The 23,538-nt window shown below is 59.4% G+C and carries 22 protein-coding genes and 1 pseudogene; 11 read left to right on the top strand and 12 right to left on the bottom strand.

The window, feature by feature from the left end:
* Positions 1 to 7 precede the first annotated feature (7 nt).
* Complete coding sequence (gene tauC / locus BW686_RS19510; protein WP_373271042.1) at positions 8 to 832, top strand: taurine ABC transporter permease TauC; 825 nt, start codon at positions 8 to 10, stop codon at positions 830 to 832.
* Between the two features lie 347 nt (positions 833 to 1,179).
* Here tauC and BW686_RS19505 read toward each other — a convergent pair whose 3' ends face one another.
* Positions 1,180 to 1,620, bottom strand: coding sequence for a hypothetical protein (locus BW686_RS19505; protein WP_084919141.1), 441 nt, complete (start codon positions 1,618 to 1,620; stop codon positions 1,180 to 1,182).
* On the opposite strand from BW686_RS19505, the gene trmL reads away from it, so the two are divergent.
* Complete coding sequence (gene trmL / locus BW686_RS19500; protein WP_084919140.1) at positions 1,619 to 2,074, top strand: tRNA (uridine(34)/cytosine(34)/5-carboxymethylaminomethyluridine(34)-2'-O)-methyltransferase TrmL; 456 nt, start codon at positions 1,619 to 1,621, stop codon at positions 2,072 to 2,074. The two genes, BW686_RS19505 and trmL, sit on opposite strands and share 2 nt — an antisense overlap.
* Before the next feature lie 128 nt (positions 2,075 to 2,202).
* Here the strand turns inward: trmL and secB are convergent, their stop codons facing one another.
* From secB to BW686_RS19485, 3 genes are read right to left on the bottom strand one after another with little or no spacing between them, the layout of a single operon-like run.
* Positions 2,203 to 2,691, bottom strand: a complete 489-nt coding sequence (gene secB, locus BW686_RS19495; RefSeq protein WP_084919139.1) for a protein-export chaperone SecB — start codon at positions 2,689 to 2,691, stop codon at positions 2,203 to 2,205.
* Positions 2,692 to 2,731: 40 nt separating this feature from the next.
* Positions 2,732 to 2,983, bottom strand: coding sequence for a glutaredoxin 3 (gene grxC, locus BW686_RS19490; protein ID WP_084919138.1), 252 nt, complete (start codon positions 2,981 to 2,983; stop codon positions 2,732 to 2,734).
* Positions 2,984 to 2,985: 2 nt separating this feature from the next.
* Positions 2,986 to 3,399 (bottom strand): rhodanese-like domain-containing protein, encoded by a 414-nt coding sequence (locus tag BW686_RS19485; RefSeq protein WP_007252710.1) that lies wholly within the window; start codon positions 3,397 to 3,399, stop codon positions 2,986 to 2,988.
* A 144-nt stretch (positions 3,400 to 3,543) separates the two neighbouring features.
* On the opposite strand from BW686_RS19485, the gene gpmI reads away from it, so the two are divergent.
* From gpmI to BW686_RS19460, 5 genes and pseudogenes are all read left to right on the top strand, one after another.
* Positions 3,544 to 5,076 carry a 2,3-bisphosphoglycerate-independent phosphoglycerate mutase gene (gpmI, locus tag BW686_RS19480; protein ID WP_084919137.1) on the top strand — a complete coding sequence of 511 codons (1,533 nt, stop codon included), beginning with the start codon at positions 3,544 to 3,546 and terminating at the stop codon, positions 5,074 to 5,076.
* A 152-nt stretch (positions 5,077 to 5,228) separates the two neighbouring features.
* Positions 5,229 to 6,554 carry a murein hydrolase activator EnvC family protein gene (locus BW686_RS19475; protein ID WP_084919136.1) on the top strand — a complete coding sequence of 442 codons (1,326 nt, stop codon included), beginning with the start codon at positions 5,229 to 5,231 and terminating at the stop codon, positions 6,552 to 6,554.
* Between the two features lie 33 nt (positions 6,555 to 6,587).
* The gene (locus tag BW686_RS19470) at positions 6,588 to 7,925 is read left to right on the top strand and encodes a S41 family peptidase (RefSeq protein WP_084919135.1); all 1,338 of its coding nucleotides are present in this window, start codon (positions 6,588 to 6,590) and stop codon (positions 7,923 to 7,925) included.
* A 3-nt stretch (positions 7,926 to 7,928) separates the two neighbouring features.
* The gene (locus BW686_RS19465) at positions 7,929 to 8,711 is read left to right on the top strand and encodes a divergent polysaccharide deacetylase family protein (RefSeq protein WP_084919134.1); all 783 of its coding nucleotides are present in this window, start codon (positions 7,929 to 7,931) and stop codon (positions 8,709 to 8,711) included.
* Between the two features lie 158 nt (positions 8,712 to 8,869).
* Positions 8,870 to 10,375: pseudogene (locus BW686_RS19460) on the top strand (trypsin-like serine peptidase).
* A gap of 4 nt (positions 10,376 to 10,379) precedes the next feature.
* Here BW686_RS19460 and BW686_RS19455 read toward each other — a convergent pair.
* The gene (locus BW686_RS19455) at positions 10,380 to 11,135 is read right to left on the bottom strand and encodes a substrate-binding periplasmic protein (protein ID WP_084919133.1); all 756 of its coding nucleotides are present in this window, start codon (positions 11,133 to 11,135) and stop codon (positions 10,380 to 10,382) included.
* A gap of 214 nt (positions 11,136 to 11,349) precedes the next feature.
* On the opposite strand from BW686_RS19455, the gene BW686_RS19450 reads away from it, so the two are divergent.
* Positions 11,350 to 12,870, top strand: a complete 1,521-nt coding sequence (locus BW686_RS19450) for a trypsin-like serine peptidase (RefSeq protein WP_084919132.1) — start codon at positions 11,350 to 11,352, stop codon at positions 12,868 to 12,870.
* A 57-nt stretch (positions 12,871 to 12,927) separates the two neighbouring features.
* Here the strand turns inward: BW686_RS19450 and hisF are convergent, their stop codons facing one another.
* The 7 genes from hisF to BW686_RS19415 all read right to left on the bottom strand — a co-directional run bounded on the left by hisF (position 12,928) and on the right by BW686_RS19415 (position 19,338).
* Positions 12,928 to 13,698, bottom strand: coding sequence for an imidazole glycerol phosphate synthase subunit HisF (gene hisF / locus BW686_RS19445; protein WP_002551458.1), 771 nt, complete (start codon positions 13,696 to 13,698; stop codon positions 12,928 to 12,930).
* 19 nt (positions 13,699 to 13,717) lie between these two features.
* Positions 13,718 to 14,455, bottom strand: a complete 738-nt coding sequence (gene hisA / locus BW686_RS19440; RefSeq protein WP_084919131.1) for a 1-(5-phosphoribosyl)-5-[(5-phosphoribosylamino)methylideneamino]imidazole-4-carboxamide isomerase — start codon at positions 14,453 to 14,455, stop codon at positions 13,718 to 13,720.
* Positions 14,456 to 14,548: 93 nt separating this feature from the next.
* A complete protein-coding gene (locus BW686_RS19435) occupies positions 14,549 to 14,809 on the bottom strand; it encodes a DUF2164 domain-containing protein (protein WP_084919130.1) in 261 nt (86 codons plus the stop codon).
* 4 nt (positions 14,810 to 14,813) lie between these two features.
* Positions 14,814 to 15,452, bottom strand: a complete 639-nt coding sequence (gene hisH / locus BW686_RS19430; RefSeq protein WP_084919129.1) for an imidazole glycerol phosphate synthase subunit HisH — start codon at positions 15,450 to 15,452, stop codon at positions 14,814 to 14,816.
* Positions 15,452 to 16,045, bottom strand: a complete 594-nt coding sequence (hisB, locus tag BW686_RS19425; protein ID WP_005896079.1) for an imidazoleglycerol-phosphate dehydratase HisB — start codon at positions 16,043 to 16,045, stop codon at positions 15,452 to 15,454. The genes hisH and hisB overlap by 1 nt, the downstream gene beginning before the upstream one ends.
* Before the next feature lie 92 nt (positions 16,046 to 16,137).
* On the bottom strand, positions 16,138 to 17,337 hold the full coding sequence (locus tag BW686_RS19420) for an amino acid aminotransferase (RefSeq protein WP_084919128.1): 1,200 nt from the start codon (positions 17,335 to 17,337) through the stop codon (positions 16,138 to 16,140).
* Positions 17,338 to 17,676: 339 nt separating this feature from the next.
* Positions 17,677 to 19,338, bottom strand: coding sequence for an OFA family MFS transporter (locus tag BW686_RS19415; protein ID WP_084919127.1), 1,662 nt, complete (start codon positions 19,336 to 19,338; stop codon positions 17,677 to 17,679).
* Between the two features lie 488 nt (positions 19,339 to 19,826).
* Here BW686_RS19415 and BW686_RS19410 point away from each other — a divergent pair, with 488 nt between their 5' ends.
* The 3 genes from BW686_RS19410 to BW686_RS19400 all read left to right on the top strand — a co-directional run bounded on the left by BW686_RS19410 (position 19,827) and on the right by BW686_RS19400 (position 23,477).
* Positions 19,827 to 22,052, top strand: a complete 2,226-nt coding sequence (locus BW686_RS19410; protein WP_084919126.1) for an AsmA family protein — start codon at positions 19,827 to 19,829, stop codon at positions 22,050 to 22,052.
* A gap of 88 nt (positions 22,053 to 22,140) precedes the next feature.
* Positions 22,141 to 23,208, top strand: coding sequence for an A/G-specific adenine glycosylase (gene mutY, locus BW686_RS19405; RefSeq protein WP_084919125.1), 1,068 nt, complete (start codon positions 22,141 to 22,143; stop codon positions 23,206 to 23,208).
* Positions 23,205 to 23,477, top strand: a complete 273-nt coding sequence (locus tag BW686_RS19400; protein WP_084919124.1) for an oxidative damage protection protein — start codon at positions 23,205 to 23,207, stop codon at positions 23,475 to 23,477. Before mutY ends, BW686_RS19400 begins: the two co-directional genes overlap by 4 nt.
* Positions 23,478 to 23,538: the final 61 nt, after the last annotated feature.

The raw sequence follows: 23,538 nt of genomic DNA, 5'->3' as shown, positions 1-23,538 counted from the left end.
CCCCGAACTGATCGATATCGAGCGCCGAGAGATAACGCTACCTGACGCCGGAACCGCGGATGTTCGCTTGAGCACCCGAGCCATCAGCGCGCTTACACTCGCAATACTCTTGACCCTGTGGTGGGCCGTGACTGCCGGAGGCTGGATCGAGCCGCTGTTCCTGCCATCGCCTGCGGACGTACTGGGCAAAGGCTGGCTGCTGCTGACCAAGGGCTACATGGATTCCACGCTCTGGCAACATCTGGGTGCCAGCCTGCAACGTATCGGTCTGGCACTGGGCGCGGCGATTCTCACGGCGATTCCGGTCGGCATTGCCATCGGCCATAACCGTATCGCGCGCGGGATTTTCGACCCGCTGATCGAGTTTTACCGTCCCATACCGCCACTGGCCTACCTGCCGCTGATCGTGATCTGGTTCGGCATCGGTGAATTCTCCAAGGTGCTGCTGATTTATCTGGCGATCTTCGCGCCGATTGCCATCGCCACAGCCACCGGAGTTCGCACCGTGGACCCGAACAGGGTGCGTGCAGCCCAATCGCTGGGGGCCACGCGCGGACAGCTGATTCGCCACGTCATACTGCCCAGTGCGCTCCCGGACATCCTCACGGGGATTCGCATCGGCCTGGGTGTGGGCTGGTCCACATTGGTAGCGGCCGAGCTGATCGCCGCCACCAGCGGGCTTGGCTTCATGGTCCAGTCAGCTGCGCAGTTTCTGGTGACAGACGTGGTGGTGCTGGGGATTCTGGTGATCGCCGTTGTCGCTTTCGGCATGGAACTGGGCCTGCGCGCACTGCAACGCAAGCTGGTGCCCTGGCACGGTCAACATCATTAATGCATCAGTATGGGTTTTTGCATCGCGGTGGTGCGCAAATAGAGTGCATCTCCTGAAGTGGCACGCTCGGGCCAATAGCCCCATGAATCTTTTTGGGGGCCGAAAGGGCAGCGTTAACGAGGACTCTTCAGAAAAACGGCACAGGCCTGATGAGCGCGCAATAAATTCATGATTTTCAATGAATTATGAATTTAAACGATGCAACTATCAGGCGATAAACAGCTTGGCAGCGCTATAAAACATCGCTCTTTCGGGTTAAAGCTCAAAAACTGGCACGCACTCTGCAATAGGTCTTGTAACACCAGTTTTGGGGACCTTGGTACAGGCAGGCCGGGGATTCCCCTCTTTTATTCCTCCCGGAGACTGACCTCCAGTCTCCAGCGCCCGTCCACACACTCTGTGCGCCAGTCGCCATGAAGCGGACGGGCTGCCAGGAGCGTCAGCACCAAGCCCTTCTCTCCCCGCTCAACCTTCCAGCGCGCCACCTTGTTGTCGAAGGTCAGTTCGCCGTTCCACGGTCGTCCAGACGCTGCGACGTTCACCACCACCGCGCCATCCACCGTCGCTCCCTGATACTTGGGTTCTTCGTTGAACCAGAGTGCAAGGCCTGCAGGCAACTCTTCAATCTGCTCCAGCTCGACAGGGTCCGGCTGCTGCAAGCGACCAATGATGGTGCCTACCGTAAAGCCGACAATCGCCATCGAACCAAGAACACGCGGCCATAGCTTCGGTCTCGGGTCCTCTTCGGGGGTAGAATGCATCCCGTCCTTTCGTTCGGAGCCGTGCATGTTTCACGTCATCCTTTTTCAACCAGAAATTCCGCCGAATACCGGCAATGTCATCAGGCTATGCGCCAACAGCGGCTGCACCCTGCATTTGATCGAACCCTTGGGTTTCGAGCTGGACGACAAGCGCCTGCGCCGTGCCGGTCTCGATTATCACGAGTATGCCACGCTGCAGACGCACGCAGACCTGGCGACCTGCCTGGAGAAGATCGGCAACCCGCGATTATTCGCCTTTACCACCAAAGGCTCACGCCCCTTCCATGATGCGAGCTTCGAGCCAGGTGATGCGTTTTTGTTCGGTCCTGAAAGCCGCGGGCTGCCCGCTGACATTCTCGACTCGCTGAGCAGCGACCATCGCCTGCGTCTGCCCATGCGCGAAGGCTGCCGCAGCCTGAACCTTTCCAACACAGTGGCCGTGGCGGTTTATGAGGCGTGGCGTCAGCACGGGTTTGCTTAGGCCTAAGTACGGCCGCACTCTGCATCGTCAGTGCCATCGCGATAAAAAGCACCCATGGCCCAGCCGCCGTTCTTGAGCAGACACAAAAAAGCGCCCCGAAAGGCGCTTTTTGCTTGCAGCGGTAACACTTACTGAACAGTCGGCGTTTCGCCAGCTTCCTGCATGCGTTGCAGCTCTTGCGCATACAGCGCATCGAAGTTCACCGGGGCCAGCATCAGCGCAGGGAAAGAACCGCGTACGACCAGGTTGTCGATGGCTTCGCGAGCATACGGGAACAGGATGTTCGGGCAGAACGCGCCCAGTGTGTGGCTCATCGCGCCGTCGTCCAGACCCTTGATCAGGAAGATACCGGCCTGCTGAACTTCGACGATGAACGCCACTTCGTCGCCATTGTTGACGGTGACGGAGAGGGTCAGCACGACTTCGTAGAAATCGCCTTCCAGCTGCTTCTGACGGGTGTTGAGGTCCAGGCTGACGGTCGGGGTCCATTCCTGGCGGAAAATTGCCGGGCTTTTTGGTGCTTCGAACGACAGGTCGCGAACGTAGATACGCTGCAGGGAAAATTGTGGGCCGTTTTCTTCGTTTTCAACAGCGCCGTTGTTCGGTTGATCGGTCATCTCGGATCCTTGTCAGATAGGGCTGAAAGATTAAGGGGAATCAGGCCAGCAGCGCATCGAGCTTGCCGGCACGCTCCAGAGCAAACAGGTCATCGCAGCCGCCCACGTGGGTCGAGCCGATCCATATCTGGGGTACAGACGTGCGACCGGCCTTCTTGGTCATTTCGGCGCGAAGCTGAGGCTTGCCGTCGACCCTGATTTCCTCGAAGGCCACGCTTTTGCTCTGCAACAGCTGCTTGGCACGTATGCAATACGGGCAGTAGTCGCTGGAATAGACGATGACTTGAGTCATTTTCACTTCACCAGAGGAAGGTTGTCGCCGCGCCAGCTGGAAATGCCGCCGGACAGTTTGGCCGCCTTGAAGCCGGATTTGAGCAGTTCACGGGCGGTGCTGCCCGCATGCTGCCCCATTGCGTCGACGATGATCAACGTCTTGTCCTTGTATTTCTGCAGTTCAGCGGTGCGGGTCAGCACCTTGTCCTGCGGAAAGTTCAGGGAACCGACGATGTGGCCTGCCGTGAAATCCTTTTTCGAGCGCACGTCGATGACCACCGCCTCATCGCGGTTGACCATCGCCGTCAGCTCGCGAGTGCTGAGGCTGGCGCCGCCTTTGCTCAGTTCGTAGGCAATCAGCAGTGCCAGCAGAATGACGAAGGCGCCGGTGATCAAATAGTGGTTAGTGGCGAATTCAAGCAGGTGAGCAACCATCAGTAGGTTCCAGGGCGTTAAAATGTCGGCCAGTATACACAGCAGCCAAGGTCGGCCAAAGTCCGTACGGCAGTGACGCCGTTTGAACTTGTCCTTAAAATGCCGTTCCCTTGTACTTTATCCAACCAGCATCGAGTGGGTTCTATGACTGCCACGCCAAAACCTCTGGTTCTTATCATCCTGGATGGCTTCGGACACAGCGAAAGCCACGAAGGCAATGCCATCCTGGCCGCGAAAATGCCCGTCATGGATCGCCTTTATGAAAGCATGCCCAACGGCCTGATCTCCGGGTCGGGCATGGATGTCGGTCTGCCGGACGGGCAGATGGGCAACTCCGAAGTCGGGCACATGAACCTCGGCGCAGGCCGCGTGGTGTATCAGGACTTCACTCGGGTGACCAAGGCGATTCGTGACGGTGAGTTCTTCGAGAACCCGACCATCTGCGCCGCCGTGGATAAAGCGGTCAGCGCGGGCAAGGCCGTCCACATCATGGGCCTGTTGTCCGATGGCGGCGTTCACAGTCATCAGGACCATCTGGTGGCCATGGCCGAGCTGGCGGTCAAACGCGGCGCGGAGAACATCTACCTACACGCGTTTCTCGACGGTCGTGACACACCACCGCGCAGTGCAAAAAAATCCCTTGAGCTGATGGACGACACCTTCGCCCGCCTGGGCAAAGGTCGCACTGCCACGATCATTGGCCGTTACTTCGCAATGGACCGCGATAACCGCTGGGACCGGGTGTCCGCGGCTTACAACCTGATCGTCGACAGCAGCGCCGAATTCCACGCAGACAGCGGTGTGGCGGGGCTGGAAGCGGCCTACGCGCGTGACGAGAACGACGAATTCGTCAAAGCCACGCGCATCGGCGAACCGGCCCGGGTGGAAGACGGCGACGCCGTGGTGTTCATGAACTTCCGTGCCGACCGCGCCCGTGAGCTGACCCGCGTGTTTGTCGAGGATGACTTCAAGGACTTCGAGCGCGCTCGTCAGCCCAAGGTCAACTACGTCATGCTGACCCAATACGCGGCAAGCATCCCCGCGCCCTCGGCCTTTGCGGCGGGCAGCTTGAAGAACGTGCTGGGTGAATACCTGGCAGACCACGGCAAGACACAACTGCGCATCGCCGAAACCGAAAAATACGCCCACGTCACCTTCTTCTTCTCCGGCGGCCGTGAAGAACCGTTTCCGGGCGAAGAACGCATCCTGATTCCATCGCCAAAAGTCGCGACCTACGACCTGCAGCCGGAAATGAGTGCCCCGGAAGTCACTGACAAGATTGTCGACGCCATCGAGCATCAGCGTTATGACGTGATCATCGTCAACTACGCCAACGGCGACATGGTGGGCCACAGCGGCATCATGGAAGCAGCGATCAAGGCCGTTGAATGCCTGGACGTGTGCGTTGGACGCATTACCGAGGCGCTGGAAAAAGTCGGCGGCGAAGCGTTGATCACTGCTGACCACGGCAACGTCGAGCAGATGACCGACGACTCCACAGGCCAGGCACATACCGCCCACACCTCGGAGCCAGTGCCGTTCATTTATGTCGGCAAACGCCCGTTGAAAGTTCGCAAAGGCGGCGTTCTGGCTGACGTGGCGCCGACCATGCTGCATTTGCTGGGCATGGAGAAACCGCAAGAGATGACGGGGCAGTCGATCCTCGTAGACGAGTAAACCGCTGAAAACCGGCCTTTAGCCATCAAGGCAGGCCGGTTTTTATGTCTTCAGCCCTAAAGCATTCGCTGCGGGGCGTTTTTTTTGCAGCGCATGGCGGGCATACTAGGCCTGACATTTTTTCTCACAATTCCTCGGTATCGCCCACCCACATGCTCCGCGCCTTGATTGCCCTTGCTTTGATCTGCCTGCTCAATCCGGCGTTTGCCGAAGACGAGCGTGTGCAAACCCAAAAACAGATAGATGCTGCGCGTCAGGATGTGACGGAGCTGCAAAAAGTCCTGGGCAAACTTCAGGAAGAACGTGCCGGTGTCCAGAAGGACCTGCGCACCACTGAAACCGAAATGGGTACGCTGGAAAAGCAGGTCGAGGTCCTGCAAAAGGAACTAAAAAAGACGGAAACCGAGCTGCAAAAGCTCGACAGTGAGAAAAAAAAATTAAACAGCGCCCGCGTTGAACAGCAACGCCTGATTGCGATCCAGGCCCGCGCCGCCTATCAGAGTGGCCGCCAGGAATACCTCAAGCTGTTGCTCAATCAGCAGCACCCCGAAAAGTTCGCACGGACCCTCACCTATTACGACTACCTGAGCAAAGCGCGCCTGGAGCAATTGCGCGGTTTCAATGAAACCCTGCGCCAGCTGGCCAACGTCGAAAAGAATATCGACCTGCAACAGGCACAACTGCTGGTGCAAAAGAGCAACCTGGACAGCCAGAGCGAAGAGCTGGCCAAGGTTCGCCAGGAGCGTCAGCAGGCCTTGGCCAAGCTGAATCAGGACTACAAGGCTCGCGACCAGAAGCTGCAGGCCCGCCAACAGGATCAAGCCGATCTGGCCAAAGTCCTCAAGACCATCGAGGAAACCCTGGCGCGTCAGGCGCGTGAAGCCGAAGAGGCCCGCCAGAAGGCGCTGGTTGCCGCCCGCGAGGCTGAAGAGAAGCGTCAGCGCGAAGCCGAGGCCGTCGCCCGCAATAACAGCAGCAGCAACAGTAGCAAAAGCGATGATGAACCCGCACCGCGCCGCCCGGTCAAAGCCCCCGGCGCAGTCGTTTCCAGTGCCGGTGTCTCGTATGGCGGTCCTTTTGCACAGGCCAAGGGCAAACTTCCATGGCCTATCGATGGTCGACTGCTTGCGCGTTTCGGTGAAGCACGCGGTGATGACGAACGAACCAAATGGGACGGCGTCATGATCAGCGCGGCAGCCGGCAGTCAGGTACATGCCGTACACGGCGGACGAGTGGTGTTCGCTGACTGGTTGCGCGGTGCCGGGCTTCTGGTCATTCTGGACCATGGCAATGGCTATTTGACCCTATACGGGCACAACCAGAGCCTGCTCAAGTCGGCAGGTGACATTGTAAAAGCCGGTGAAGCGATTTCCACGGTCGGCAATAGTGGTGGTCAGGACACGGCAGCGTTGTACTTTGCTATTCGTCAGCAGGGTCGCCCCAGCGATCCGGCCCAATGGTGCCGCACTCAAGGATAAGTCGGCGTCAATATCTGTAGGAGTTCGTTAGACATGCTGCATTTGTCCCGCCTCACCTCGCTGGCCCTGGCGATTGCCATCGTTATCGGCGCGCCACTGGCGCAAGCTGCCGAAAAAACCGCGCCAGCCACGCCTGCAGCAGTCGCGCCCGCCAAAGCCAATGCCACCGCCAAACCGCCGCTGCCACTGGAAGAGCTGCGCACCTTTGCGGAGGTCATGGACCGGGTCAAAGCTGCCTACGTCGAGCCGGTGGACGACAAGACACTGCTGGAAAACGCCATCAAGGGCATGCTCAGCAACCTTGACCCGCATTCCGCGTACCTCGGCCCGGAAGACTTCCAGGAGCTGCAGGAAAGCACCAGCGGCGAATTCGGCGGTCTGGGCATCGAGGTGGGCGTCGAAGACGGCCTGGTCAAAGTGGTTTCCCCCATCGACGACACGCCCGCTTCCAAGGCAGGCATCGAGGCTGGCGACCTGATCGTGAAGATCAATGGCACGCCGACCCAGGGCCAGAACATGCAGGAAGCGGTCGACAAGATGCGCGGCAAGATCGGCGAAAAGATCACCCTGACGCTGGTGCGCGATGGCGGCACGCCGTTTGATGTGACGCTGGCGCGGGCGACCATTCAGGTCAAGAGCGTCAAGGCGCAGATGCTGGAAAACGGCTACGGCTATATCCGCATCACCCAGTTCCAGGTCAAGACCGGTGAAGAAGTCGGCAAGGCGCTGGCCAAGTTCCGTAAAGACAACGGCAAGAAAATGAGCGGTCTGATTCTCGACCTGCGCAACAACCCGGGCGGCGTGCTTCAGTCGGCTGTGCAGGTGGCGGATCACTTCCTCACCAAAGGCCTGATCGTTTACACCAAAGGCCGTATCGCCAACTCCGAATTGCGCTTCTCGGCGGACCCGGCGGATGCCAGCGAAGGTGTGCCTCTGGTCGTGCTGATCAACGGCGGCAGCGCCTCTGCGTCGGAAATCGTCGCCGGTGCCCTGCAAGACCAGAAACGCGGGATCCTGATGGGCACCGACACCTTCGGCAAAGGCTCGGTACAAACCGTTCTGCCGCTGAACAACGACCGCGCGCTGAAGATCACCACGGCGCTGTATTACACGCCGAACGGTCGCTCGATTCAGGCGCAGGGCATCAACCCTGACATCGTGGTACGCCGGGCCAAAGTCACCAGCGAAGCGGACGGCGAGAACTACAAGGAAGCCGACCTGATGGGCCACTTGGGCAATGGCAACGGCGGCGCCGACAAGCCGACCGTCAAGGGTGGCGCAGCGGCCAAGGCGCGTCCGCAGGATGACGACTTCCAGCTCAGCCAGGCGCTCAGCCTGCTGAAGGGGCTGAGCATCACCCGCGGCAACTGACGGATGCGCGTTCTCGCCCTGTTGCTGCTGACGTTCTCGATCACTGGTGCCGTTCATGCGGCGCCAGTCGAGAGCGCAGGCAAAGCGCCTACCGCTTACCTCAGCCTGATCATCGATGATCTGGGCCAGAATTCGGAGCGCGACAGCCGCACACTGGCGCTTCCCGGCCCGGTCACACTGGCGATCATGCCCGACACCCCACACGCCACCGACTTTGCCCGCGAGGCTCATCGCGCCGGTAAAACGGTGATGCTGCACATGCCGATGGACCCGGCCACAGGCCCATATGCCTGGCACCCCGAACTGCCTCTGCCCGAGCTGGAAAGCCGTCTCAATGCCGCGCTGCTGAAGGTGCCGTACGCCGCCGGCATCAATAACCACATGGGCAGCCGCATGACTGCCGAGCCTGTCGCCATGGCCTGGCTGATGGCCGAGTTGCAGCGGCGTCATCTGTTCTTTGTCGACAGCCGCACCAGCGCCAAAACCGTGGCCGCCGCCGAGGCGCAGCGAGCAGGTCTGGCCAGCGTCTCGCGCGATGTGTTTCTGGACGACGAACGCACCGCCGAAGCCATCACCCGACAGCTGCAAATCGCTATAAAACTGGCCCACAAGCAGGGTTCGGCCGTTGTAATCGGCCACCCCTACCCCGTCACACTGGACGTGCTGGAGCGCGAACTGCCTAAGCTGAAGGCTCAAGGTGTCGAATGGATCGACCTGCGCAGCATGATCAGCGAGCGTGGCAATCAGGCAAGCGCGGCGCACGGCAAGAACGGGCTGTATCGCTGAGCCGGCCCGCACGGAGTCAGCGCATTCCATCCGTGAAGTAAGGCAAATCTGTTTTCGATGCCCACTGCCCGTCAAGCCTTGATAACCCTGTCAATTCCGACTTAAAGGATAAGGTCTCCACAACGGAGACCAAGATACGGTTATCAAGGACGATAATGATGAAGCAACTCACACTCTCGGGAGCATTCTGCATCGCGGCGCTGCTCCCCTTCTCTGCCCATGTTTCCGCTACGGATCTGGGCGAGGGCCTGCTCTCTCTGGCCCCTTCGAAAGCACTGTTGAACGCGGACGGCTCACGCGATCACTGGAACGGCATTGGTCGCATCAAGAGCAAGACCGGCTCCAACTGCACTGCAACACTTATCGATACGCGAAGCCCGGACAGTCCGTCTGATGCCTCGGCTTATGTCATCACCAGCGGTCACTGCATCAATCGCCAGACCGGCATGATGATCACGGATGGCGAGATCGAAGGCAGTATCCAGTTCAACTTCTTTACCGACAGCACGGCACGCAGCTACCCCCTCAAGCGCGTCAACTGGAGCAGCATGCAGGGCGTGGACCTGGCAATTGTCGAGTTGCAGCCCACCCTCGATACGTTGATCAATGACGGAATCCGTCCCCTCAGACTGGCCACCGAAATGCCGGAGCAGGAGCGCGAGATTCTGTGGGTCGGAGCGCCGCTGAACAAGGACACCGGCCACTTGCGCATGGCGGCGTGCGTTCACAAAACCTCGCAAGAGATTCTGGAGCAGCCGTGGGTCTGGCGGCACACCGTACGAAACCAATGCCTGGACGTGGACACCGGCGCGTCCGGCAGCCCTCTTCTGACCCGGGACAATGGCGAGATTTATGCGATTCTGAACCTCACCAACCAGCCCCCGGATACGGAGCCCCCTGTCGAAGATCACAGTGATCAGGTACCCGGCTTCCCGCCGATGGTTGCCGACAGTAACTATGGCAATCCGGTTTCTGTCTTGAACACCTGCTTTGTCAGCGGCACCTTCGTGACAGACCCGGAACGATGCCAACTCTTCCCCACGTTTTCGGTCGATTTCGACACCTCGGGCAAGCAACCCGCGCAACGTGCAAGGGCCCGGCTGGACGCCGAGGGCAATAATGTCTATCCGTCTTGGGACCTGCGCTTTACGGTAGACACGCCCTTCTACCGCTAAAAGAAGGTCGATTCCGCCATGCAATGTGAAGAACGACGTGGCTATAGCCGTGCCATCGCATCACAGGAAGCCTCCATCGATGCGCTGGTCGATACCCGGATCGGCATCAACTGGATGTGCATCGTCGGCGTCTCGTCCGCCGAGGAGCGGCCAAGCAAAGGCCTGATGCGCAATGCGCTGACGCTGGCGATGGAGCTGCACCCGGCCGGACCTACGCCAGCGCCGCAACTGCAGGTGCAAAAGAGCCGGTTTGGCGCGTATTCGGTAAGCTGGATTCATGACTCGGAGCTGGTTGACTATCACACCGTCAAAACAGGGCCGCCGGAACTGACGGACTGTGCAGACCCTGAAGGTTTCAGGGCGCAGTTCCGCAGTATGGTCTTACGCAGAGAATCACTGCCGATGAAGATATGCACTTACGCCCATGACATCAATGACCAGCCTTCCGCGTTGCGAGAGGACATCATTCCTGCACCTGCAGCAGGTTGAACGGTTACTGATAGCGCGCCTTGGCGGCGTCCACCCAGCCTTCGGCGCGCATCTCGTCCAGGGCGCTTTGCAGGCGGGTAACAACTTCGTCGGGCGTGCCTTTGTTGAGGGCCAGGTACAACTCGGCGTGGTTGAAACGCAGCACCGTCTTCAGCCCGGTGACGCCTTCCAGCTTCGCCAGGTAGCGACCCACCGGGTCGCCTACTGCCCACAGGTCGATCTGTCCGTTGACCAGCTTTTTAACGTTATCGCGATCGCGCAACATCAGAATCGGATTCAGCCCGATGGCATTGAGGCGCTCGCCAATGGCGTCGCCCTTGTAGGCACCGACCTTGTAATCCCTGGCCTGCTCCAGTGACGTCAGGGTAATCGGGCTGTCACCGCGCGTGAGCATGATCCAGTCGTAGGAACCCACCGGGCCCACCCATTTGAAGAGTTTTTCCCGTTCGGGCAGGCGGGTGGTGGAAAACACGCCGTAGCCGGGATTCTCCAGCGCGAGTTTGTAAACGCGATCCCACGGAAAGCGCAGGGTCATGCTGTAACCGATGTTCGCGCGCTTGAACATCTCGCGCACGACCTCAGCAGCAATACCGTCGATGTTGTTTTCCTGAGCGAAATTCTTGCCATCGACCGCCATATTGAACGGCGGGAAATTTTCGGTCAGCAACACGACGGAATAAGGCGATGACGGGTCAGCACGAGCACCTTCGCCCAACAACACGCCGACCCCGATCAGGGCAAGAAATAGACGTTTGAACATGTTCCGGCACTCGATCGTGAACGACGCATGCAGAGTGCCGGGAACCCGGTGTACTGTCTAGCCCGGTACTCTGCGATGTCGCTTACAGACAACTCAGGGATGAACGTACGAAGCCCGGTCCTGAGGACAATCAGGCTCGGTAACTATTTACCTCACGCCTCGCCACAGAATCTTATTCAATGCCAGGTACCCATACCACTATCAAGGAATGATGATGGACATTGAAAAACCGGTTCTTCTGGCACTGTTCGCGGCGTCGATAACGACTGCGGTGTCAGCACAACAGCTCGACTTTGGCGACGGCATGCCACCTTTCACCCCCTCCATGCTGCTCGAAAACAAGGAAGGCAAGTTCGATCACTGGAATGGCATAGGCCGCCTGGAAAGCCGAGGCAACCGCATGTGTACCGCAGTGCTGATCGACCCGCGTACAGACCCGCAGACTGAAAGCTCTGATATACCCGCCTACGTGTTGAGCAGTGGCCATTGCACCTACACCCATCCGAGCCAGTTGGGTGTCGATCTGGAAATCGAGGGGCATGTTGAATTCAACTACTTCAAGGATCTTCCAAAAGCGCGAAAAAGCTATCCGCTGAAAAGAATCCAATGGAGCAGCCTGCGCGGCACGGACCTCGCGGTGCTTGAGCTGGATACAACGCTGTCCCGCTTGCTGGAGGAAGGCATAAAACCGCTGCTCATGGCAGACGGCGCGCCCAGCGTCGGCATTGACGTACTGTCCGTCAGCGCACCCGTGACGGCCACCGGCTACACGTTACGGATGGCGGCGTGCAAGCTCGAGTCGATAGCCAACATTGTCGAACACCCCTACACCTGGAATGCCAACCAGACCAACAGATGCGAAGACGTCTTGCCAGGCAGCTCAGGAAGCCCGCTCATTGATCGTCATACAAACAGGATCATTGGCATCATGGGCACCACAACCCGAGGTGCGACCGAGCAGGCCCGCTGTTTTGCCGACTCGCCCTGCGAAGTCAACGACGGGAAGGCGTCGTGGAGTGCCAATACCAACTACGCAAGCCCGATAGAATCCCTGCCTGCCTGTTTTGACGAGGGTGTGTTCGATATCGCTCGCCCCGCCTGCAAGTTGCAGCCCGCTGCGCAACTGACGCTCGCCAACCCGGACTACCGCAAGCATTACATCAGGCTCGAACATGATGAGAACGGAGACGTGATTGCCCCGCGCTGGGACATGAAATTCACCGTCAACACGTCAATGTTCAAGTTCAAGGCCACCCAAAACCCGCTCGAGTGCCGCGAACCCGAAGGATACCGAAGCTCCAGAGATGCGCGTACCGCGCATATCAACGCGATTATCGGCACTGAGCCGGGCCTGTATTCGCTGTGTGTAGCGGGCCATAACGGCCATCAGGGCGCGGAGCCGGGGGTGCGGGAAAATGCGTTCATTCACACGGTCGAGCTGGTCGAGGCGAACGAAACGCCTGCACCCCATGTGACCATCGAACGGCTGGATAACGGCAAGCACCAGGTAACCTTTATCGCCGGTTTACCGACACATGCCAGCCACGCTTATAAATTCGGGGCACCGGAACTCACGGACTGTGCTGATCCCACTGGCTACAAGACGGTCTTCTATAACTTCACCATCAGCCCGAAACTGCTGCCTGTCAAACTTTGTACGCTGGCAAAAGACGAAGCGGGCCATCCGTCAGAACCCCGAACGGACATGCTGCTGGAGCCCGAATCGGCAGGCTGAAACAACACGAGCGCAGCCTTTGTGAAAGGATGCGCTCGCGTTTCAGGACAATGTCACTCAGCGCACGACGATCCCGCGACTGGCCATATAAGCCTTGGCTTCGGGAACGGTGTATTCGCCAAAATGGAAAATACTCGCCGCCAGCACAGCACTGGCGTGGCCTTCGATCACACCGGCAGCCAAGTGTTCGAGGTTGCCGACACCACCAGAAGCAATCACCGGAATACCCAGGGCATCGCTGATCGCACGGGTCACGCCCAGGTCGAAACCGTTTTTCATGCCGTCCTGATCCATGCTGGTCAGGAGGATCTCGCCAGCGCCGAGGTCTTCCATTTTCTTCGCCCAGAGCACCGCGTCCAGCCCGGTAGGCTTGCGTCCACCGTGGGTGAAGATTTCCCAACGCGGGGTTTCGCCAGGACCTGAAACCTTCTTGGCATCGATAGCGACCACAATGCACTGCGAACCGAAGCGGGCAGCGGCCTCACCGACAAACTCGGGGTTGAACACGGCTGCCGTGTTGATCGAGACCTTGTCCGCGCCGGCGTTAAGCAGGTTGCGGATGTCCTGCACGGTCCGCACGCCACCGCCCACGGTCAGCGGAATGAATACCTGACTGGCCATGCGCTCGACGGTATGCAGCGTGGTGTCACGGCCATCGACGCTGGCGGTGATGTCGAGAAAGGTGATCTCGTCCGCACCCTGCTCATCGTAACGACGCGCGATTTCAACCGGATCGCCAGCATCGCGAATGTTCTCGAACTTGACGCCCTTGACCACTCGACCGTTGTCGACGTCCAGGCAAGGAATGATGCGTTTGGCTAGGGCCACAGAGTCAGTCTCCAGCTATTCAGCGTTGTTCGCGGTCGCAGAGCGCCTGCGCTTCAGCCACATCCAGCGTGCCTTCGTAGATCGCACGGCCGGTGATTGCGCCGATAATGCCCGGAGCCTTTGCATTCAATAGCGCCTGAATGTCGCCCAGGTTGTGGATGCCGCCCGACGCGATCACCGGGATTCGCGTGGCCGCCGCCAATGCGGCCGTGAACGGGATGTTGCAGCCTTGCATCATGCCGTCTTTGGCGATGTCGGTGTACACGATGGCCGACACGCCGTTGGCTTCAAAGCGTTTGGCCAGGTCGATGACCTGCACGGTGCTGACCTCGGCCCAGCCGTCGGTGGCGACAAAGCCATCCTTGGCATCCAGACCGACGATCACCTTGCCGGGGAACGCACGGCAGGCTTCGGCCACGAACTCGGGTTCTTTGACGGCCTTGGTGCCGATGATGACGTAGCTCACACCCGCTTTGACGTAGTGTTCGATGGTTTCCAGCGAACGAATGCCGCCACCGATCTGGATCGGCAGGTTCGGGTAGCGTCTGGCGATGGCCGTGACTACATCACCGTTGACCGGCTGACCTTCGAACGCGCCGTTCAGGTCGACCAGATGCAGACGACGGCAGCCGCCGTCGACCCACTTGGCAGCCATCGCCACCGGGTCATCGGAGAACACCGTGGAATCTTCCATCCGGCCCTGACGCAGACGCACGCAGGCGCCGTCTTTGAGGTCGATAGCGGGGATAATCAGCATGCTTATTCCTTGGTCAAAAAGAGCGGCAAGCTGCAAGCGATTCGCTGCAAGTCTGCATACTCACTGATTCTTGCAGCGTGAAGCTGCTTTTAGCTAATTCTTTTCGAGTGCCCAGAGATCACTTTCGATGCTCTCGAACCGCTCTTTAAGGTGCTGCTGAACATCGAAGATGGCGCGATTGTAGTAATGCGGGGCGATTTCGCGTGTGAACAGCTCCAGCACTTCCGCCACTTCAAACGACCCGAGCTCCAGCTCGAAGCGATCTGCAAACAGGCGCTTGAGCTTGTCGATCGCCTGCTGCTCATGCTCAGGCGAAAGGGTCAGGATCGGAGGTTTGCCCTTGGCTTTGCTCATGGGCTTACCAGCGACCATCCCAGGCGGCGAAATTCTGCAGCAATTGCAGGCCGTGGGTATGGCTTTTCTCCGGGTGAAACTGCACCGCGAAACGCGAACCGTCGGCCAGTGCGGCGGCGAAATCGAGGCCGTAGTGACCACGCCCGACCACCTGACGCTGATTGGCGGCATCGATGTAGAAACTGTGTACGAAGTAGAAACGCGCCAGGTCCGGAATGTCATGCCACAGCGGGTGATCCACCGCCTGAGCCACCTGATTCCAGCCCATGTGCGGCACTTTCAGGTGCTCGCCGTCTTCATGCAGGTCCTTGCCGAAGAACTTCACCTGGCCGGGGAACAGACCGATGCAGTCCACGCCGCCGCTCTCTTCGCTTCTGTCGAGCAACGCCTGCATGCCGACGCAGATGCCCAGAAACGGACGGTCCTGGCTCACTTCCCGAACGAGCGAATCAAAGCCCAGACGGCGGATCTCGGCCATGCAGTCGCGAATGGCGCCCACACCCGGAAACACCACACGGTCGGCTTCACGAATAACGTTGGCATCGCTGGTAATCAGCACACGGCCTGCGCCCACATGCTCCAGCGCCTTGGCGACTGAATGCAGATTGCCCATACCGTAATCGATGACCGCCACTGTCTGCATCAGAGCACACCCTTGGTAGAGGGCATCTGACCAGCCATGCGCTCATCCAGCTCGACAGCCATGCGCAGGGCACGACCAAAGGCTTTGAACACGGTCTCGATCTGGTGGTGAGTGTTGGTGCCACGCAGGTTGTCGATGTGCAGCGTCACGTTCGCGTGGTTGACGAAGCCCTGAAAGAACTCCTGAAACAGGTCCACATCGAAGCCGCCGACCGTCGCGCGGGTATACGGCACATGCATCTGCAGGCCCGGACGACCCGAGAAGTCGATGACCACACGCGACAGCGCTTCGTCGAGCGGCACATAGGCGTGGCCGTAACGACGAATGCCCTTCTTGTCGCCGATGGCCTGGCTGAACGCCTGACCCACGGTGATCCCGACGTCTTCGACCGTGTGGTGATCGTCGATTGCCAGATCACCCTTGCACTCGATGTCCAGGTCGATCAGCCCGTGCCGGGCGATCTGGTCGAGCATGTGCTCAAGGAAAGGCACGCCGATATCGAATCGGGCCTTTCCGGTGCCATCCAGGTTGATCGAGGCTTTGATCTGGGTTTCCAGAGTATTGCGCTCGACGTACGCCTTACGTTCGACCATCACCAGCTCCGCAAAATCATTGGGCGAAAAAAGGCGAGCATTATAGGCTCAGAAGCGCTCGCCATGAAGCAAACAGACGACCAACAGGCCATTTAGTGAGTGAAGAGGCTCGCGATTGCATCACACACTTTGTCGATATTCCCTTCATTAAGCCCTGCCATGCACACCCGACCGCTGCGCAGCATGTAAATGCCGTGAACGTCTTTGAGTTCATCAACCTGCTGAGGGGTCAGCCCGGTGTAGCTGAACATCCCGTTCTGCCGGAGGATGAAACCGAAATCACGCCCGGGGACTTTCTGCGCAAGCACCGACACCAGACGCTTACGCATCTCGATGATGCGCACGCGCATGGCTTCGACTTCGCTCAACCACTGGTCACGCAGGTGCGGTGTGTTGAGCACCCTTGAGGCCAGAAACGCGCCATGCGCGGGGGGGCTGGAATAGTTGCGGCGCACAGTGGCCTTGAGCTGGCCGAATACGTTGGCGGCCGAGGCAGTGTCTTCGCAAACCACCGACAGCCCGCCGACCCGCTCGCCGTACAGCGAGAAGATTTTCGAGAACGAATTACTGATCAGCGTTGTAATGCCCGCATTGGCCATCGCACGGATCGCATAGGCATCTTCGTCCATGCCCTTGCCGAAGCCCTGGTAGGCGATATCCAGAAATGCGATGAGCTGACGGTCCTTGATCACTTCGATCAATTGATCCCATTGCGCAACCGACAAGTCGGCCCCTGTCGGGTTGTGACAGCACGGGTGCAGTAACAGGATGCTTTGCGCGGGCAGGCTCTGAACAGAGTCGAGCATGGCGTCGAAGCGGACGCCGCCAGTCTGCGCATCGAAGTACGGATACGTGTTGACCTTGAAGCCCGCCCCTCCGAACAGTGCCAGGTGATTTTCCCAGGTCGGATCACTGACCCACACCTGAGAGTCCGGGAACGCATACTTGAGGAAGTCGGCGCCCACTTTCAGCGCGCCCGAGCCGCCTACGGTCTGGATAGTGGCCACACGACCGGCCTGCACCAACGCATGGTCCGCGCCAAACAGCAGGGTTTGAACCGCCTGCCGATAAGCCGCCAGCCCTTCCATCGGCAGGTACACCGAAGCCACCTGCTCGCCTTCAGCCAATTGCTGCTGTGCTGCGGCCACGCATGCCAGTTGCGGGATGCGACCCTGCGCGTCGTAATACAGACCGATGCTCAGATTGACCTTGTCCGCACGGGAATCCTTGCCAAAGGCTTCCATCAGCGAAAGGATCGGATCACCGGCGTATGACTCCACGTGGGCTAACATGCAAACAACTCCTTCAGGCAATAAAATCGGGGCTGACTAATGTAGCAGCGTCTGAAGGGAAACGGGCAGTGCGTCGAGCCAATCAGACTCACTCAACGGCAAAGTGTTGACGCTGTAGGAGCGAGCTTGCTCGCGAAAGCAATGGTTCAAACGCCACAGTTCCTGGAAAAGCTGTACTGACTTCTTCGCGAGCAAGCGAAGCGTCGCCCGGCTCGCGCCCACAGGCCCTCCAGCATCATGAAAGACATACCAACGCTAGAGCGTGCCGCACGAGAAGTCTGCGGGCAAAAAAAAGCGCCGGCACCGAGGTGCAAGCGCTTTCTTGTGACCTACAGGCTTTTAGTGAAACAGCACTGCGGTCTTTTGCAGGGTGACCCAGACGCCCCACGCCAGCGGGATGCCAACGGCCAGCCAGGCGGCGATGACCAGCGGCTTGCTGCTGTCGGATGCTTTCCACTCCAGCGAAGTGGTGGCATTGGCGCCCTTGTCGTGACCGATGGCTTGTTCAGCGGCCAGTTCGGCGTCCGTCATGAAGTACTTGTCGGCCACCGGACGAATCAGCAGGTTGCAGATAAAGCCCAGCACCAGCAGACCCGACAGGATGTACAGCGTGATGTCATACGCATCGGCACGCGCAACACCGTGGCTGAGTTGGTACTCGCGCAGGTAGTTGACCAGTACCGGACCCAGCACACCTGCTGCTGCCCATGCGGTCAGCAAACGACCGTGGATCGCACCGACCATCTGCGTACCGAACAGGTCAGCCAGATACGCCGGAACCGTCGCGAAACCACCACCGTACATTGACAGCACCACACAGAACGCCGCAACGAACAACGCAATGCTGCCCATGTGACCCAGTGTCGGAACCGACGCGTAAAGCAGGAAGCCCAGCGCGAAGAACACGAAGTACGTCGCCTTGCGACCGATGTAATCCGAGCACGAAGCCCAGAAGAATCGACCACCGATGTTGAACAGGCTCAACAGACCCGTGAAGCCCGCAGCAATCGCAGCAATGGCTTTCAACTGATCAGCATTAAGCTGGCCGAACGTCAGATCGTTACCCAGCAATTTACCGGCGAACACTTCCTGCAGCAGCGGCGAAGCCATGCCCAGGATGCCGATACCGGCCGAAACGTTCAGGCACAGCACCAGCCAGACCAGACGGAACTGCGGCGTCTTCCAGGCCACGCTGACATGCACGTGACGGTTGGTGATCATCGAGTTCTTGGCCTTGGCCGCCGGAGCGGTCCAGCCTTCAGGTTTCCAGCCGGTAGGCGGAACGCGGTAGCCCAGAGCGCCACCGATCATGAAGACGAAGTAGATCACCGCCATCACGACGAAGCTCTGCCAGACGCCAACACTTTCAGCCGATGCAAAGTGGCCCATCAGCGCAGTGGCCAGAGGAGCGCCCACCATCGCGCCACCGCCAAAGCCCATGATCGCCATACCGGTAGCCATACCGCGCTTGTCCGGGAACCACTTGATCAGGGTCGACACCGGGGAGATGTAGCCCAACCCCAGACCAATACCACCGATCACACCCGACCCTAGCCACATCAGCCAGATCTGGTGCGTGTAGATACCCAACGCGGAAATCAGCAGACCACCACACCAGCACAGTGCCGAAACAACACCGGCCTTGCGTGGACCTGCGTGTTCCAGCCAGCCACCCCAGATGGCAGCCGAGCAACCCAGGAAGATGAAGAACAGCGTGTAGATCCAGCCCAGCATGGAGATCTGCCAGTCACAGGTCGACGCGAACATCTGTGCGAAGAACCCCATGTCCGGTGTGCAAGCAACAGGCGTGGTAACACCGACTGCTTTGGACAGTGGCAACCAGAACACCGAAAAGCCATAGGCCATACCGATGCAAAGATGGATTGCCAATGCGGCAGGTGGAACAAGCCAGCGGTTGAAACCGGGCTTGGCGATAATGCGCTCTTTGGACAAGAACGCAGGCTGAACGGCTTCGCCGCCCAAGGCTGTACTTGTGCTCATTATAATTACCCCAATGTGTGAAGCTCGCAGATGGTCCGCTGGTCCGCCACAGACTCCATGACGTGCGGCCATGTCTGTTTTATCGGCAGGTTATTCAGATACGTGACAAAAAGACGCACCCGACCCAACAAAAACGGAGACTATCACTCTCTGATGGCAAATAAGCATCTTCTTACATCCTTTTTATTATCACTTTCAACACGTTAATCCACGCTGTCTATTACCCCATAGATGCACTCAATTAAGCGGTACAGAAAATGTATTCAGTCGTTAGTTAGGCCACTAACTTCCTGATCTGCCTGACTCACGCCACACCCCCAAAAGATATATCGTGGTGTGTCGAGCCGCTCACCGTCGGTACGCCCCGAAGGCACGTGATCGTTTCGAACCCGTCCTCGAGGTGCAATAACGGCATCCACGGCCCGGGATGCTCGCCGGGGCGGTATACTCCCGGGCTAATTTTTGAACATCGACACAAGGACTCGCCCATGAAAGCGTTCGGCAAAATCCTGGGGCTGTTTATTCTCGGGCTGTTGCTGATCATCGTGGCTCTCGGCTTCGCCCTGACCCACCTGTTTGATCCCAACGACTATAAAGACGAGATTCGACAGCTGGCACGCGACAAGGCCAACGTCGAGCTGACGCTCAATGGCGATATCGGATGGAGCCTGTTCCCGTGGCTCGGCCTGGAATTGAACGACGCCCACGTTGCGACCCTGACCGCCCCCGATCAGCCGTTTGCCGATGTGCAGATGCTGGGCCTGTCCGTGCGTGTTCTGCCGCTGCTTCGCCGCCAGGTGCAGATGAGCGACATCCGTGTCGAAGGCCTGAACCTGACGCTGCACCGCGATGAAAACGGTCATGGCAACTGGGAAGACATCGGCAAGCCGGCAGCGGCTTCCAACGACACGCCCGGCGAATCGACACCCGCGCCGGCACCGGACGCACCTAAAGCGGATCGCCCTGCCCAGCCGATCAGGCTGGACATCGACAGCCTGACGGTCAACAACGCACGTGTGGACTACAGCGACGCCAGAAAAGGTCGCACGTTCACGGCCGAGAGTATCCAGTTGAGCACCGGCCCGATTCGCGAAGCGTCCGACATCCCGATCAAACTCACGGCGTTCCTCAGCACCAACCAGCCCGTTGTGCGCACCAAGACCGAACTGGTCGGCCAACTGCGCATGGACCGCGTGCTCAAGCGTTATCAATTCGAAGACATGCGCCTGTCCGGCGAAGTCGCAGGCGAACCGTTGCAGGGCAAGACCGTTACCTTCTCGGCCCAGGGCCAGTTGCTGGTAGACCTTGCCGCGAACATTGCCGAATGGAACAGCCTCAAAATCTCGGCCAACCAGTTGCGTGCGCTGGGCGAACTGCGCGCCCGCGACCTGGACAAAACCCCACAGATCAGCGGCGGCCTGTCCATCGCCCAGCTTGATCTGCGCACGTTCCTCGAAAGCATCGGCCGGCCCCTTCCGGCCATGACCGAGGGCGCACTCAGCAAGGTTGAAATGGTTACCCGCCTTGCCGGCACGCCCACCAGCCTTGCGCTGGAAAACCTCAACCTGAAAGTCGACGACAGCAACTTCACAGGCCGCATCGCCGTGGACGACTTCGCCCGACAGGCGCTGCGCGTCCAGCTCAAGGGCGACACGTTCGATGCCGACCGTTATCGTCCGGCCGAAAGCGAGGAAAGCAAAGGCGCCAAGGCCGCCCGCAAATCCGAAGTTCAATCGGGCGAAGCCGCCGCCGTTGCGGGCGACTCGCCGCTGCCGGAGCAACCGACCAAGGCGGCCTGGAGCACGGCGAAGCTGCTGCCGCTGGAGCGCTTGCGCACGCTGGATGTCGAGGCTGACCTGAGCTTCGGCAAACTGACCCTGAACAAACTGCTCATCGACAACGCGGCGTTCAAGACCCAGGCCAGCGGTGGCCTGATCAAGCTTGATACGTTGAGCGGCAACCTCTACAACGGCGACTTCGAGGTCAAAGGCAATCTGGATGCACGCCCGGACATTCCGGTGGCGAGCGTGCAGACGCGCATGGCCAAGGTGCCGGTCGAGCGCGTTCTGGAAAGCCAAGGCCAGACGCCGCCGGTACGGGGCCTGCTGACGCTGAGCAGCGACCTCACCGGCAAGGGCAACAGCGAAAAAGCCCTTATCGACAGCCTCAACGGCACCGCCAGCTTTGCCCTCAATAACGGCGTGCTGGTCAATGCCAACCTGGAACAGCAACTGTGCAAGGGCATCTCGACCCTGAACCGCAAGCCGCTGACCGGCGAACCGCGCGCCAAGGACACGCCCTTCCAGCAGCTCAATGGCAACCTGGTGGTGCGTAACGGCGTGGCCAGCAACCCTGACCTCAAGGTCCGGATTCCCGGCATGACCGTCAACGGCAATGGCGATGTGGACTTGCGCGTGCTGGGCATGAACTACCGCGTCGGCATCATCGTCGAAGGCGACAAGAGTGACATGCCTGACCCGGCCTGCGAGATCAACGAGCGCTACGTCGGCATCGAATGGCCGGTGCAGTGCCGTGGACCGCTGGAACTGGGTGCCAAGGCGTGCCGCCTGGACAAGGAAGGCGTCGGCCAGATCGCTGCAAAACTGGCAGGCGACCGGATCAGCGAAAAGCTTGAAGACAAGCTGAACGAGAAACTGGGCGACAAGGTCAGCCCGGAACTCAAGGACGCGCTCAAGGGACTGTTCAAACGCTAACGCAATGAACGACGGCGGAGCGTCAGCCCAGGCGCTCCACCGCACCGGCAAAACCCTTTTCACACCCCGACGACGAGAGCCACCCGGCATGCAACCCGAACAATTCTCCAGCGCCGTGCTGGACTGGTACGACCGTCATGGCCGGCATGACCTGCCTTGGCAACAAGGCATCACGCCTTATCGGGTCTGGGTATCGGAAATCATGCTTCAGCAAACACAGGTCAGCACCGTCCTGAATTATTTCGACCGCTTCATGGAAGCCTTGCCGACCGTGCAGGCGCTGGCTGAAGCCCCCGAAGACGAAGTGCTGCACCTGTGGACCGGGCTGGGTTATTACACCCGCGCCCGTAACCTGCAGAAGACCGCCAAAATCGTGGTTGCCGATCACGACGGCGAGTTTCCCCGCGACGTTGAACAACTGATTCTGCTGCCGGGCATCGGCCTGTCCACGGCTGGCGCTATTGCCAGCCTGAGCATGGGCATTCGCGCGCCGATTCTCGACGGCAACGTCAAACGTGTTCTGGCGCGCTTCACGGCGCAAGAGGGCTACCCCGGCGAACCCAAGGTCGCCAAACAGCTGTGGGCCACCGCTGAGCGCTTTACGCCGCACAGCCGGGTCAACAACTACACCCAGGCGATGATGGACCTCGGTGCCACGCTCTGCACCCGCAGCAAACCCAGCTGCCTGCTTTGCCCGCTGGAGCGCAGTTGCGAGGCGCACATGCTCGGCCTGGAAACCCGCTACCCGATCCCCAAACCGCGCAAGACCGTACCGCAGAAACGCACTCTCATGCCGATGCTTGCCAACGGCGACGGCGCGATTCTGCTTTATCGCCGTCCTTCCAGCGGCTTGTGGGGCGGTCTGTGGAGCCTGCCGGAACTAGATGACTTCGCTGAGCTGCAACACCTGGCCGCGCAGCACGCGCTGGAACTGGGCGAACACCACGAACTGCCGGAGCTGATCCACACCTTCAGCCATTTCCAGTTGAGCATCGAACCCTGGCTGATCAACGTCCAGGAGTCGGCCCATCACGTGGCCGAGGCCGACTGGCTCTGGTATAACCTCGCCACCCCGCCACGCCTGGGCCTCGCTGCCCCGGTGAAAAAGCTGCTCAAACGCGCAGCCGACGTATTGAACGCAGGAGAGTCGTCATGACCCGTACCGTAATGTGCCGCAAATACAAAGAAGAACTGCCCGGCCTGGAACGCGCCCCGTATCCTGGCGCCAAGGGCGAAGACATCTTCAACCACGTCTCGCAGAAAGCCTGGGCCGACTGGCAGAAACACCAGACCCTGCTGATCAACGAGCGCCGCCTGAACATGATGAACGCCGACGATCGCAAATTCCTTCAGACCGAGATGGACAAGTTCCTCTCAGGCGAAGAATACGCCCAAGCCGAAGGCTACGTTCCCCCCGAAAAATAAAGCGTTCCACGCAGTGAAGGTCGTAAGCGTCGGTAATAATTCAAATTTTTAAAAAAACACG

The sequence above is a fragment of the Pseudomonas syringae genome (genome assembly GCF_002157375.1).
GTDB classification, from domain to species: Bacteria; Pseudomonadota; Gammaproteobacteria; order Pseudomonadales; family Pseudomonadaceae; genus Aquipseudomonas; species Aquipseudomonas syringae_T.
Note: the sequence above shows the minus strand (reverse complement) of the source record. Positions and strands in the feature narration are given on the sequence as shown.

What these genes read in the sequence shown, in the direction of transcription:
- BW686_RS19505 (WP_084919141.1), bottom strand. Translation starts at nt 1,620, where the DNA reads ATGCACGGCTCCGAACGAAAGGACGGGATGCATTCTACCCCCGAAGAG.
- BW686_RS19475 (WP_084919136.1), top strand. Translation starts at nt 5,229, where the DNA reads ATGCTCCGCGCCTTGATTGCCCTTGCTTTGATCTGCCTGCTCAATCCG.
- gpmI (WP_084919137.1), top strand. Translation starts at nt 3,544, where the DNA reads ATGACTGCCACGCCAAAACCTCTGGTTCTTATCATCCTGGATGGCTTC.
- BW686_RS19410 (WP_084919126.1), top strand. Translation starts at nt 19,827, where the DNA reads ATGAAAGCGTTCGGCAAAATCCTGGGGCTGTTTATTCTCGGGCTGTTG.
- BW686_RS19485 (WP_007252710.1), bottom strand. Translation starts at nt 3,399, where the DNA reads ATGGTTGCTCACCTGCTTGAATTCGCCACTAACCACTATTTGATCACC.
- BW686_RS19470 (WP_084919135.1), top strand. Translation starts at nt 6,588, where the DNA reads ATGCTGCATTTGTCCCGCCTCACCTCGCTGGCCCTGGCGATTGCCATC.
- BW686_RS19435 (WP_084919130.1), bottom strand. Translation starts at nt 14,809, where the DNA reads ATGAGCAAAGCCAAGGGCAAACCTCCGATCCTGACCCTTTCGCCTGAG.
- BW686_RS19450 (WP_084919132.1), top strand. Translation starts at nt 11,350, where the DNA reads ATGGACATTGAAAAACCGGTTCTTCTGGCACTGTTCGCGGCGTCGATA.
- secB (WP_084919139.1), bottom strand. Translation starts at nt 2,691, where the DNA reads ATGACCGATCAACCGAACAACGGCGCTGTTGAAAACGAAGAAAACGGC.
- BW686_RS19465 (WP_084919134.1), top strand. Translation starts at nt 7,929, where the DNA reads ATGCGCGTTCTCGCCCTGTTGCTGCTGACGTTCTCGATCACTGGTGCC.
- BW686_RS19400 (WP_084919124.1), top strand. Translation starts at nt 23,205, where the DNA reads ATGACCCGTACCGTAATGTGCCGCAAATACAAAGAAGAACTGCCCGGC.
- BW686_RS19415 (WP_084919127.1), bottom strand. Translation starts at nt 19,338, where the DNA reads ATGAGCACAAGTACAGCCTTGGGCGGCGAAGCCGTTCAGCCTGCGTTC.
- BW686_RS19455 (WP_084919133.1), bottom strand. Translation starts at nt 11,135, where the DNA reads ATGTTCAAACGTCTATTTCTTGCCCTGATCGGGGTCGGCGTGTTGTTG.
- hisB (WP_005896079.1), bottom strand. Translation starts at nt 16,045, where the DNA reads ATGGTCGAACGTAAGGCGTACGTCGAGCGCAATACTCTGGAAACCCAG.
- hisH (WP_084919129.1), bottom strand. Translation starts at nt 15,452, where the DNA reads ATGCAGACAGTGGCGGTCATCGATTACGGTATGGGCAATCTGCATTCA.
- grxC (WP_084919138.1), bottom strand. Translation starts at nt 2,983, where the DNA reads ATGACTCAAGTCATCGTCTATTCCAGCGACTACTGCCCGTATTGCATA.
- trmL (WP_084919140.1), top strand. Translation starts at nt 1,619, where the DNA reads ATGTTTCACGTCATCCTTTTTCAACCAGAAATTCCGCCGAATACCGGC.
- BW686_RS19420 (WP_084919128.1), bottom strand. Translation starts at nt 17,337, where the DNA reads ATGTTAGCCCACGTGGAGTCATACGCCGGTGATCCGATCCTTTCGCTG.
- mutY (WP_084919125.1), top strand. Translation starts at nt 22,141, where the DNA reads ATGCAACCCGAACAATTCTCCAGCGCCGTGCTGGACTGGTACGACCGT.
- hisA (WP_084919131.1), bottom strand. Translation starts at nt 14,455, where the DNA reads ATGCTGATTATCCCCGCTATCGACCTCAAAGACGGCGCCTGCGTGCGT.